Below are 12,999 nucleotides of genomic sequence, written 5' to 3'. Positions count from 1 at the left end.
CATTTTTAGGAATGCGGATGCCGTTTCATCTTTATACACTCAACGTCACACAGAATATTCTGTTATATTAAATAGGCATTACGCTGGTTACTCGTGAATATCCAGCAGTTAGATAATGCCTATGTCCCTACTCAAGGATTCATGTAAGTGACATAAGGATATAATTCATTGCAGAATCTTCTACCAATTATTAATTATTATAACCGACGAATCTTACTAAAAGAGCCACACAGAGCCTGATTAAAGGTCGCTCTTGACTCCGACAAGTACTTACTACGCTGGGATAGTTTTTTCAATTCATTTTACCTGTTTATTTACTAAACAATCTCATACTACTGATCGGTAACTCTGGGCACGATACTGAGTTGATACAATAACGTTGGTTAATTAGCTTCAGGCTGTCAGAAAATAGCCTGATAGGCATCTTTCATTTATTGCACAAAAGCGCACTACTAAAATTTAACTTAACGCCGCATCAGTGGAGGATATAATGTTAGTGCTGTATTTAAGTTTTTGGCTTTAAGTTTAATTTGCTTATCTCTTTAAGCGATCGTGAATGATTCAGTATTTCATTACTTAAGTAACAACAATGGTAGTTATATTTAAAATCATCTTCTGCCGACATCGTGGCATTGTATTTAACATTAGTACTTCACATTAATTGATACGATTCATCTTGACGTCTAGTAAGGTTTTTGTAATTTTACAATCCACTTTTCCTAAACATTCTTAATAAATAGCTGGTGGAGTATATGACTATTAGAGTAGGTATCAACGGTTTTGGTCGTATCGGACGTATAATCTTCCGTGCTGCCCAGAAGCGTTCTGACATCGAAATTGTTGCAATCAACGATTTGTTGGACGCTAACTATATGGCATACATGTTGAAGTACGATTCAACTCATGGGCGCTTTGACGGTACTATTGAAGTATTGCAGGGGGAGTCACTGGTGGTTAATGGTAAAGAAATCCGTGTTACTTCCGAAAAAGATCCATCTTGCCTGCAATGGAATGCAGTAGGTGTGGATATTGTCGCTGAAGCAACCGGTATCTTTCTAACTGACGAAACTGCACGTAAACACATTACTGCTGGTGCGAGAAAAGTTGTTATAACTGGTCCTTCTAAAGATGATACTCCAATGTTTGTTCGCGGAGCTAACTTTAACAAATATGCCGGTCAGGATATTGTGTCTAATGCTTCCTGTACTACTAACTGCCTAGCACCTCTGGCCAAAGTTATTAATGATAAATTCGGCATCGTTAAAGGTTTAATGACCACTGTTCATGCTACTACAGCAACGCAGAAAACTGTCGATGGCCCGTCTCATAAAGACTGGCGCGGTGGCAGAAGTGCATCTCAAAATATCATCCCATCTTCAACAGGTGCAGCGAGTGCTGTGGGCAAAGTTCTACCGGAATTAAAAGGTAAGTTGACTGGTATGGCATTCCGAGTACCTACCCCAAATGTCTCTGTAATCGATCTAACCGTTTGTTTGGAAAAGTCAGCATCTTACAAAGAAATTTGTAAAGCAATTCAAGTTGCAGCTGAAGGCGAAATGAAAGGAGTGCTTGGTTATGTTGAAGACGACGTAGTTTCAACGGATTTCAATGGCGAAGTGCTAACCTCTATGTTTGATATGAAAGCTAGCATCGCGCTGAACGATCACTTTGTAAAACTAGTTTCCTGGTACGACAATGAAACTGGTTATTCAAATAAAGTTCTTGATCTGATCTCTCTTATTGCTCAGTAAGCATATCCATTAAGACGGACCACAAGGGCAACTCAAATCGCCCTTGTATCTTGTATCTTAAATAAGATACTTATTTACCTGTTTTAGCAAACTCTCATCAAAGTATGTTACTACTGCGGGTAGTAGAGAGCCATTTTTTAAACTTCGTGCGTTCGTTGCAAAACAGCACTTATTTTCTCTCTTGGCAATTCAGTAAAAATTCTATTTTCACGCTAAGTATATATTACTATTAACATAGTAAGAATTTCTCATTGTGTTATCGCTTAAGCCAAGCAGTCACGAAATTGGTTAATTAGAAACTACGTAGTAGCTTACACATTAAGTATTGAAGTATCCTTTGCTTTTTTTTATAGGGTACATTACCTAGCAGCAGCGCCGTAAGCATGGGAGAATGTGCTGCCATGTGCCTGTATGGAGTTCCCACTCATCAAAGTCATGTATATTAGTTTGGAGTGTTTATGGTGCCCAGGTTGTTTTACCTTAAGTAGTATTGCTCAAACAACATAAATAAAGATCATCAGATCTAATCTCTTTCTAACCTAACCTTGGCTAAGGAATAAGAAGTTTTTGCGCTTATGATAAATGATAGACACGGAGATCAGAAGAGTAAGCCTAGAAGGAATCTGAGCATAACTTACTGATATAACAGGAGAGAAAAAAATCGGCTACAAACAGCCTTCAACAAACTAAACTATAAAGAGTCACGCGAGACAGAACTTCAATACTAAACTATTCCATAAGTTTTTATCCACAAAATACAGAAATCACTCGGTAAGTATGGTGATTTCTAATCGCGACAGTTTAACCTGTCTTGAGATATCCTTTAGCTGAGCTTTAGTAATCTGTACATTTGCTGGATTCGGCACTTTTTCTTTACTTTTTAAGATAACCCGACTTTGTAAACATCTAACTTTCTTATTGATATATCCTAAATATCAAAATTATGCTGAGGAAATTTTCTGAATGCCTTACTACATTTAACAGTAAGCCTGAGTATTAGTACGAGTAAAGTGATTACAAGAATTATTTATCCTGATAAAAATACATCAAGTTGGCCTAAGGAGTTTGATGGATTCAAACGGAAATATTTTCCGGAAATTGCATAATCCTTATCCCTAATTACGATCCTTATGTTATCTGTGCTAGAATGAAGAGACGGGCATTGCTATGAATATACTCGATCACTATCGTCAGCGTTATGAAGCTTCTAAGGAAGAAGAATTCACGTTACAGGAATTTCTTGCAATATGCAAGCAGGATCGTAGTGCATACTCCAACGCCGCAGAGCGACTTTTGATGGCGGTTGGTGAGCCAGTGATGGTCGACACTGCTCTGGAGCCACGCCTTTCCAGAATATTCTCTAACCGTGTGATTAGCCGTTATCCAGCCTTTGAGGAATTTTATGGTATGGAGGAAGCCATAGAACAGATAGTTTCTTATTTGAAACATGCCTCGCAAGGTCTGGAGGAAAAGAAGCAAATTCTCTATCTATTGGGTCCAGTGGGGGGAGGTAAATCTTCTTTAGCAGAGCGCCTAAAATCTTTGATGCAGTGCATCCCCATTTATGCACTGAGCGCGGATAACAAACGTAGTCCAGTTAACGATCATCCGCTTTGCCTATTTAATCCTCAGGAAGATGCTAATATCCTTGAACAGGAGTATGGTATCCCACCTCGCTATCTTGGGACAATTATGTCGCCATGGACAGCTAAGCGACTCCATGAATTTGGCGGTGATATTGCCCGCTTTAAGGTAGTAAAATTCTGGCCTTCTATCCTTGAACAGCTAGCAATAGCTAAAACTGAACCTGGAGATGAAAATAATCAAGATATCTCCTCACTAGTAGGTAAAGTAGATATCCGTAAGCTAGAGAACCATGCGCAAAACGATCCTGATGCATATGGCTACTCCGGCGCACTGTGCCATGCTAACCAGGGTATTATGGAGTTTGTTGAGATGTTTAAAGCACCAATTAAGGTGCTGCATCCCTTGCTAACCGCAACCCAGGAAGGTAACTACAACGGTACCGAGGCAATTTCTGCACTGCCTTTCAATGGTATTATCCTAGCGCATTCTAACGAGTCGGAATGGGTTACATTCCGCAACAACAAAAATAACGAGGCATTTCTTGACCGTGTTTACATTGTAAAGGTACCTTACTGCCTGCGTGTTTCTGAAGAGATAAAAATTTATAAGAAACTACTTAAACATAGTGAACTAGCTACCGCACCATGTGCGCCGGGCACTCTGGAAACACTAGCACGCTTCTCTATTCTATCTCGCTTAAAAGATCCAGAAAATTCTAGCATATATTCTAAAATGCGTGTTTACGATGGCGAGAGTTTAAAACATACTGATCCCAAAGCAAAATCTTGGCAAGAATATCGTGATTATGCAGGCGTAGATGAAGGTATGAACGGTCTTTCAACCCGCTTTGCGTTTAAGATACTATCTCGTGTTTTTAACTTTGATCATACTGAAGTTGCCGCTAACCCGGTGCACCTCTTCTATGTACTTGAGCAACAGATTGAACGTGAACAATTTCCACAGGATCAAGCAGAAAAATATCTAGAACACCTGAAAGGTTACTTGATTTCCAAATACGCCGAGTTTATTGGAAAAGAGATTCAGACTGCCTATCTAGAGTCCTACTCTGAATATGGTCAAAATATTTTTGACCGCTATGTGACCTACGCCGATTTTTGGATTCAAGATCAGGAGTATCGCGATCCTGATACTGGACAATTATTTGACCGAGAGTCGCTAAATGCAGAGCTAGAAAAAATAGAAAAATCGGCTGGGATCAGTAACCCAAAAGATTTTCGTAACGAGATAGTGAACTTTGTACTACGCGCTCGTGCGCAGAATAACGGCCGTAATCCTAATTGGACTAGCTATGAAAAATTAAGAACTGTGATTGAGAAAAAAATGTTCTCAAACACTGAAGAGCTGTTACCAGTTATCTCTTTCAATACAAAAACATCTACGGACGAACAAAAGAAGCATGATGATTTTGTCGATCGCATGATGGAAAAAGGCTATACGCGTAAGCAGGTGCGCCTGCTGTGTGAATGGTATTTGCGCGTGCGTAAATCGTCATAATTACACTATGTAAGCACGTTGATGCACTGGTATTAACACAACATTGTAAGGCGGATCACTAACTGCCCGACCTGCTTACAACGTTTGAGGGTATGCTATGGCCTATTTCATTGACCGGCGACTTAACGGCAAGAACAAAAATGCGGTAAACCGTCAACGCTTTTTACGTCGCTATAAGTCGCAAATCAAACAGTCTATCTCAGATGCTATCAATAAACGTTCAGTGACCGATGTTGAAAGTGGCGAGTCCGTATCGATACCGATTAACGATATTAGTGAACCGATTTTCCGTCAAGGGTGCGGAGGCAGCCGCTATCGCGTTTATCCTGGTAATGATCACTTCGTGCAGAACGATCATATCGAGCGCCCTCAGGAAAGTGATAGTAGTCAAGGCAACACTAGCCTGAATAGTGAAAGTCAAGATGAATTTGTTTTTCATATCTCCAAAGATGAGTATCTTGATCTGCTGTTTGAAGATTTGGAACTACCGTATTTACGTAAAAATCAATATTTTCAATCGAATGAGTACAAAACGTATCGTGCCGGGTATACTTCAAATGGCGTACCGGCTAATATTAGCGTAGTGCGTTCGCTACAAAACTCCCTGGCAAGGCGCACTGCTATGACGGCTGGTAAAAAGCGTATGATGCGTAAACTTGAAGAGAAGCTGATAGATATTGAAAAAGCACCAGCACAGTTTCCCGAAAAGGAACGTCTACGTAAAGAAATTGCTGAACTACGTGTACGAATTGAACGTGTGCCCTTTATCGACATCTTTGATTTAAGATACAAAAATTTTGAAAAACGCCCCAAAACTTCCAGTCAAGCTGTGATGTTCTGTCTGATGGATGTTTCTGGTTCTATGGATCAGGCTACAAAGGATATGGCGAAACGTTTCTACATTCTGCTTTATCTATTTTTAAGCAGAACCTACAACAATGTGGATGTAGTCTATATTCGCCATCATACACAAGCGAAGGAAGTAGATGAACACGAATTCTTTTATTCACAGGAAACGGGTGGTACCATTGTTTCAAGCGCACTTGAATTGATGGATGAAATAGTAAAAGAGCGCTATGACCCTTTGCAATGGAACATATATGCTGCACAAGCATCGGACGGCGATAATTGGGCGGATGATTCTCCGCTTTGTCACGTCATTTTAGCAAAAAAAATCCTACCTTTAGTACGTTACTATAGTTATATTGAGATTACAAAACGTTCACATCAGACTCTATGGCGTGAGTATGAACGTTTGCAGTCGATTTTTGATAATTTTGCTATTCAGCATATTCATGAACCGGAGGATATTTATCCGGTTTTTCGCGAGATATTTCATAAACAGGCGACGGAAGCCTAACTCTCTAAGCCGGTCAGTGACCGGCTTTTTATTTTATTTTGTAAATACTTGTTAAAATAGCAGCCATTAATCATCTTGACGAACAACTCCTTTTTTTTTGCACATTCATTCTGTTCACAAATAGAAAAATCAATTCTAAAAAACAAAATTAATCATCTGTAACTTAGTGATTAATAATTCTATTTGTATGATACAGAGTTGTTGTTACGCCAAATTTATATTGAATGGCGTAACCGCAGGAGAAGACATTGAATCACAATATTATCTACAGTCTTTTAATAATTAGTTCTGTTCTGGTTGCGTCAAGCATCTTACTCAGTTCTTTTTCATCACGTCTAGGTATTCCTATCCTATTAATATTTCTTGCGTTAGGCATGTTCACTGGTATTGATGGCATTGGAGGAATCGCGTTTGATAACTATCCCGCCGCTTACTTAATTTCTAACCTAGCGCTCGCTGTTATTCTGCTGGACGGTGGAATGCGCACCAAAGCTAGTTCATTTAAAGTGGCACTAGGACCGGCGCTTTCACTGGCAACAGTCGGAGTAATGATCACCGCCGGACTGACTGGATTAGCTGCTGCTTGGCTGTTTCGCTTAGATTTAATACAGGGGTTCCTTATAGGCGCGATAATAGGTTCAACTGATGCCGCAGCAGTTTTTTCTCTACTTGGAGATAAAAGTCTCAACGAACGCGTGAGTGCTACATTAGAGCTTGAATCTAGTAGTAATGATCCTATGGCTGTTTTTTTAACAGTTACGTTAATTGAAATGATTCAAAAAGATGAACATATGCTGGATTGGGATTTTTTGGTACATCTAATACAGCAGTTTGGTCTAGGGATCGTACTAGGGTTAAGTGGAGGCTGGGCATTGCAGCAATTAATTAATCGTATTAGCCTTGCTTCCGGGCTCTATCCCATGCTAGCTCTGAGCGGTGGTATTCTAGTGTTTGCGTTAACCACTATCCTGGAAGGAAGCGGTATTCTAGCAGTCTACTTGTGCGGATTTCTTCTTAGCAACAGCCCCATCCGCAATCGCCACGGTATTTTACAGACCTTCGATGGGATGGCTTGGCTGAGCCAGATCGGTATGTTTATAGTGCTTGGTTTACTGGTGACTCCGTCAGATCTTTGGCATATCTCGCTGCCAGCGATGATTCTTTCTCTATGGCTAATACTAGTGGCACGTCCCTTATCTATTTTAGTTGGTCTACTGCCGTTTCGCGGTTTTACCGGGCGTGAACGTATTTTTATTAGCTGGGTCGGGTTACGTGGTGCAGTACCGATTATTCTTGCTGTATTTCCGATGATGGCCGGCCTGGAAAATGCTTCTTTTTATTTTAATATTGCCTTTTTCGTAGTACTGGTATCGCTGATACTTCAAGGCACCTCACTCGGTATTGCAGCAAAAAAAGCTAGAGTGGTAATTCCCCCAATGGCCTGGCCTATTAGTCGCGTAGGACTAGATATTCATCCGGAAAACCCCTGGGAGCAATTCATTTACCAGATTAGTGTAGATAAGTGGTGTGTCGGTGCAGCGTTACGAGATTTACAGATGCCTCGCGCAACCCGAATAACAGCGCTCTTTCGCAATAACATCCTAATGCCACTCAATGGCAACACTCGCCTAAAAGAAGGCGATGTGATTTGCGTTATCGGTCGCGAACGGGACTTACCTGCGCTCGGGAAAATGTTTAGCCAGTCAGCGTCATTGACGCTGGATGAGCGTTTCTTTGGAGATTTTATTCTCGACTCTGAAGCATGCCTGCGAGATGTAGCTCAAATTTATGGGTTACAACTGGATGAAAAAACTAATGATCAGCAATCTTTGGGTCAATTTATTATAAGTATGCTAGGCGGAACTCCTGTAGTTGGCGATCAAGTGGAATGGAATCATATTACATGGACTGTAGCAGAGAAGGAGAACAACCGCATTTTGAAAATTGGGGTTCGTTTTGCGGAAGATCGAGAATAATCTTACGCTATGTGGCTCGATATTTCTCTGAAAGCAGCTATGCTCATATTTAACCTAGCGAGCAAGAGATAAGATATTTATGGAACATTTTATTAAAATTGGTAGTTATGAGATTATTGATGCCGAGATAGATGGTGATAATCTAGAAATAGTCAGAATTCCCTGCCAAACTAATCCTAGCCTGAGCTATCAACTTGACGGCTGGGATCATGACACCAGCATACCGGCTTGGATTGATGGTGAACCAGTTAATTTGCAAATAGCACATTATGATAAACAACAAGACCACTGGTGTGTCAAAATAATTTCTTGAGTAGATCAAGATTTTTTCACAGTCTAACTGTTGGATAAAAAATTATAACTATCACGCAATCTTATTATCTCCCTTTTGAAATTATATTATGATCCTATTTGGAATCTATGGGGGGCATGGTACTAGGTTTTCTACTAATTATGATGTTAGCTGATCACTTGCATTTATGTCTAGAGCTGCTGTAGTTAAGAAAATACTGTTTCATGATAGTGCTTAAATAAGCGTAACTGGAACGCGAGGTGCAAGTGCACACATTAGCTCATAGCCTACTGTCCCAGCAGCTTTCGCTACCTCATCAATTTTCACTTGCGTACCCCATAATTCGACTTTCGAACCAATTCTTGCATGTGGGCAAGGTGTTAAATCAACGGTCATCATATCCATTGAGATCGCACCAATAACTTGTGTCCTTACCCCATCGATGCACACTGGTGTACCATTAGGCGCGTGACGTGGATAACCGTCAGCATATCCGCATGCCACTACTCCGATACGCTGTGCATGTTGGGCACGATAACGATAGCCGTAGCCAACTCCATCGCCAGGGGCTAACTGCTGGTTGCCTATTATTTCGCTAACTAACGTCATCACTGGTTTTAGACCGGTATTGGCGATATTCTTCCAATCGCCGCTCGGCGATGCTCCATAAAGAATAATTCCAGGACGCACCCAATTGTAGTGAGCCTCAGGATGCCAGAGAGTACAGGCGGAATTAGATAGAGAACGTGGAATAGCTAATGCTTTCCCCGCACGTTCGATACGCTGTAACGGCTCAATGAGTCCTTTTGGATTTTCTGCATCGGCTAAGTGTGACATCAGTGTAATATCTCCCACGCTGGGCAGCGAGTGCAACTTCTGATACATCGTATAGGCTTGCTCTGGAGAAAAACCAAGACGGTTAATACCACTGTTGACCTTTAGATAGATATTCACTGGCGAGCATAGATGGGCTTCTTCTAACGCCTTAATTTGCCAGTTGCTGTGCACACTAGTAGTAAGACGATAGCGATCGATTAGAGTTAGATCTGCAGTATGAAAAAAGCCCTCAAGCAATAAAATCGGTTTTTGCCAACCGAGATCACGTAACAGTATCGCTTCCTCCATATTTAGCACCGCAAAACCATCAGTTTGTTCTAAGCTCTTCCAGACGCGCGTTAAACCGTGACCATAAGCGTTAGCTTTCACTACTGACCAAACACGCGAGTTAGGTGCTGTTTTGCGTACGATAGTCAAATTATGCTGCAGGGCTTGTTGATCGATGGTGGCTAAAACCGGACGTGGCATACTGACTCTCCCTAAATATTAACTCGCAATGTTGCTTTTCGTAAATTATGAAGACAACGTAGTAAAGTCCTAACCTTACAGATAGTAGAATACTGATAGGTTGTGACTAAAAATTTATGAACTTTAACAATGATCAAAAATGATCAAATCGGCCGTTAACTAAACGATAGCTGGGTAATTAATGATGAATATATGTGCCGTCTAGTGTCATGATAGCACTCAGGATGAGGAGCAACCTTTGCTGTTTTAACAGAGTCGCCTTTATTAGGATGGATATTCTTAACCTTTATTTCCTGTATTGTCTAACGCAGAACTAAAGGTTTGTTTTCAACATAGAAAATTAATTTATGCCATGATATCAATGCGAACATAATTATTACAGCGGCTCACTGTGACTTTATAGATATTATCCAGGATAATAGATAATGAGCACACTATCTAAATTTTTAAATGGAATAGTCAAGTGGTAGTCTTACGGTGGAGTAAGCTTTTAAAAGCTACGGCATAGACAACTTTAGCAGTCTTTTTTTGAGCGCTCATTGCTGCAGCACTTGACGCTTCTTTACGTAACGACAAGCTCACTATCATTGTTAAATGATAGTATATTCATTTTTGGTCTTGATGTAAGATAGTTCCTTAACGTACTTTCATGCACAATACTTTCTTTATTTTCTTTTTAGCTGAGGAGCACTTCTGTGAGGTACGGACAAGTATTTGTGCTATCCAATTACACTAATGCTAAAAATAAAGTTTAATACTGATTCAGTCTAGAATAAGAAGTCAGTTAGCACAAATTAATATGTGAATAACAAGATATTAAACTTAATCAGATCACTATATGATGATTTAATTTATCGAATTCTTTGCACATAATTATAGATTATTTTCTGCCGAATTATGCAATTCAGTTTTACTGTTAGATAGATTAGATTGGCAACAGTGCACTATCATTAGAGTGTTTGCTAGTGTTCTATTTTCTTGGGAAGTAGCCTTAAAGTTACCGGAACTGGCTACCTACATGTAGGTAGCACTGTTCTTAAAACAGAGGTGCGCTGTGACTACAATCTTTGACGATCTAATGAACAATAAAAAACAGCTAAACGATGGACCGGACTGGGCATTTAATTTGCTTGATGTCTATCTTACGGAGATAGATCGTGTAGCTAAATTATACAAACTTGACACTTATTCCCACCAGATTGAAGTAATCACATCTGAACAGATGATGGATGCGTACTCCAGCATTGGTATGCCTATTAACTATGCTCATTGGTCATTCGGTAAGAAGTTCATAGAAACTGAGCGGCGCTACAAACATGGACAGCAAAGCTTAGCATATGAGATTGTTATCAACTCTAATCCCTGTATCGCCTACCTGATGGAAGAGAACACTATGACTATGCAGGCAATAGTCATGGCGCACGCCTGTTACGGTCATAATTCATTCTTCAAAAATAACTACCTATTCCGTAGCTGGACAGACGCTAGCTCTATTGTAGATTATCTGCTATTCGCAAAAAAATATATTTCCGATTGCGAAGAGAGTCACGGCGTTGAGGAAGTTGAGCAGCTGCTAGATTCTTGCCACGCGCTAATAAACTATGGTGTTGATCGTTATAAGCGTCCGCAAAAAATCTCTTTACAGCAGGAGAGGATGCGTCAGCAGAGTCGTGAAGAGTACTTACAGAGTCAAGTTAATACGCTATGGCGCACCTTACCGCGAAATGAGAAAGAGACGGTACATGTCAAGGAGACCCGTTACCCGTTAGAACCGCAGGAGAATTTGCTCTACTTTATGGAAAAGAACGCGCCGCTTTTAGAGCCGTGGCAACGTGAAATTTTGCGCATTGTACGTAAAGTAAGCCAATATTTCTATCCGCAGAAACAGACACATGTGATGAACGAAGGATGGGCAACTTTCTGGCATTATACTATCATCAATCATCTCTACGATGAGGGAAGGGTGTCTGAGCGCTTTATGATTGAATTTCTACACAACCATACTAACGTAGTGTTTCAGCCTTCTTATAATAGCCCTTGGTACAGTGGGATTAACTCTTATGCGCTAGGTTTTGCGATATTTCAGGATATCAAGCGTATTTGTCAGTTTCCAACTGAAGAAGATCGCTACTGGTTCCCCAATATTGCTGGTTCAGATTGGCTAGAAACCTTGCATTTCGCAATGCGTGAATTCAAGGATGAAAGCTTTATCAGTCAATTTTTATCACCAAAGGTAACACGCGATTTCCGAATGTTTACTGTGCTGGATGATGATCGTAATAATTATCTAGAGATCACATCTATTCATGATGAGGCGGGGTATCGCGCTATTCGCCAGCAGCTCTCATCGCAATATAATTTGAGTGATCTAGAGCCAAATATTCAGATATATAATGTAGATTTACGTGGTGATCGCTCATTGACATTGCGCTATGTACCGCAGAACCGTACACCTCTTGATAAGAGCTGTCGTGAGGTTTTAAAGCATGTGCATCGATTATGGGGATTTAAAATAATTCTAGAGCAGCAGAACGAGGATGGGAGCGTTGAAATATTAAATGTCTGCCCGATGCGTGGCGATACACTCTAAAGGCTAAAAAACTAAAAAAGTTGATGCCGTTCGGATTTTTAGTTTACTTAACTGGCATCCAGATTGGAGTAATAGTTATTACCATCTCAGGTGTAAAATCTTTTAAACATTGTAATAATCAAGCCCATTAAATTTGTGTTAAAGGAGATCACCTGATCAGAGGGTTATTATATAGAAGCTTCTAATGAGAATAGAGACAATATAGGCACATACTATAACAGTATGTTATTAGCCATTAATCATCGTCTGTTATGATCTAGTTGTATTAACGCCTGAATAATATTCAGGCCGGATGCTGCGCATTAAACAGACAGATCTGACTTCCTAAATAGTCAAATATTGGTATATAAAAGTTATTCCTGATTTTTCTTGCTACTATTTGCTTATGTAGTTTGTCTTGCTATTAATTAATAACAGGATATATAACCACTGTTATAGTGTTCGGCAAAAAATAAAATTTTGCTATATTTAGATAATTTTTACGTACACTGACAGCATAGTTACTATTTGTTCTAACATCTCTAATACTAGAGATTGCGGTGTAATGATCCTATCGCGTAACATGCTGCATTCCCATCCTAATTCCTCTTAACTGTTGATGTTTTTCAGAGCACCAGAAAGCA

The 12,999-nt window shown here is 40.0% G+C and carries 7 protein-coding genes; 6 read left to right on the top strand and 1 reads right to left on the bottom strand.

Features of this window, described 5'->3' with window-relative positions; genetic code table 11:
* The first annotated feature begins 752 nt into the window (after positions 1–752).
* From gapA to FD729_RS02790, 5 genes are all read left to right on the top strand, one after another.
* Positions 753–1,751, top strand: a complete 999-nt coding sequence (gene gapA / locus FD729_RS02810) for a glyceraldehyde-3-phosphate dehydrogenase (RefSeq protein ID WP_159931767.1) — start codon at positions 753–755, stop codon at positions 1,749–1,751.
* A gap of 1,167 nt (positions 1,752–2,918) precedes the next feature.
* Positions 2,919–4,853 carry a PrkA family serine protein kinase gene (locus FD729_RS02805; protein ID WP_159931766.1) on the top strand — a complete coding sequence of 645 codons (1,935 nt, stop codon included), beginning with the start codon at positions 2,919–2,921 and terminating at the stop codon, positions 4,851–4,853.
* Between the two features lie 97 nt (positions 4,854–4,950).
* Positions 4,951–6,213, top strand: coding sequence for a YeaH/YhbH family protein (locus FD729_RS02800; protein ID WP_159931765.1), 1,263 nt, complete (start codon positions 4,951–4,953; stop codon positions 6,211–6,213).
* A gap of 248 nt (positions 6,214–6,461) precedes the next feature.
* Complete coding sequence (locus FD729_RS02795) at positions 6,462–8,189, top strand: potassium/proton antiporter (protein WP_159931764.1); 1,728 nt, start codon at positions 6,462–6,464, stop codon at positions 8,187–8,189.
* A gap of 79 nt (positions 8,190–8,268) precedes the next feature.
* Positions 8,269–8,502 (top strand): DUF1480 family protein, encoded by a 234-nt coding sequence (locus FD729_RS02790; RefSeq protein WP_159931763.1) that lies wholly within the window; start codon positions 8,269–8,271, stop codon positions 8,500–8,502.
* Positions 8,503–8,715: 213 nt separating this feature from the next.
* Here FD729_RS02790 and dadX read toward each other — a convergent pair whose 3' ends face one another.
* Positions 8,716–9,786: a catabolic alanine racemase DadX gene (gene dadX, locus FD729_RS02785; protein ID WP_159931762.1), complete on the bottom strand. Its 1,071-nt coding sequence runs from the start codon at positions 9,784–9,786 to the stop codon at positions 8,716–8,718.
* A gap of 1,054 nt (positions 9,787–10,840) precedes the next feature.
* Here dadX and FD729_RS02780 point away from each other — a divergent pair.
* Positions 10,841–12,376, top strand: a complete 1,536-nt coding sequence (locus FD729_RS02780) for a SpoVR family protein (RefSeq protein ID WP_159931761.1) — start codon at positions 10,841–10,843, stop codon at positions 12,374–12,376.
* Positions 12,377–12,999 lie beyond the last annotated feature (623 nt).

This window comes from Pantoea sp. Nvir (assembly GCF_009829915.1).
Classification (GTDB): Bacteria; Pseudomonadota; Gammaproteobacteria; order Enterobacterales; family Enterobacteriaceae; genus Pantoea.
This window is presented reverse-complemented; position numbering and strand designations above follow the sequence as displayed.

Coding starts and splice junctions, on each gene's coding strand:
- gapA (WP_159931767.1), top strand. CDS start 753: ATGACTATTAGAGTAGGTATCAACGGTTTTGGTCGTATCGGACGTATA.
- FD729_RS02805 (WP_159931766.1), top strand. CDS start 2,919: ATGAATATACTCGATCACTATCGTCAGCGTTATGAAGCTTCTAAGGAA.
- FD729_RS02800 (WP_159931765.1), top strand. CDS start 4,951: ATGGCCTATTTCATTGACCGGCGACTTAACGGCAAGAACAAAAATGCG.
- FD729_RS02790 (WP_159931763.1), top strand. CDS start 8,269: ATGGAACATTTTATTAAAATTGGTAGTTATGAGATTATTGATGCCGAG.
- dadX (WP_159931762.1), bottom strand. CDS start 9,786: ATGCCACGTCCGGTTTTAGCCACCATCGATCAACAAGCCCTGCAGCAT.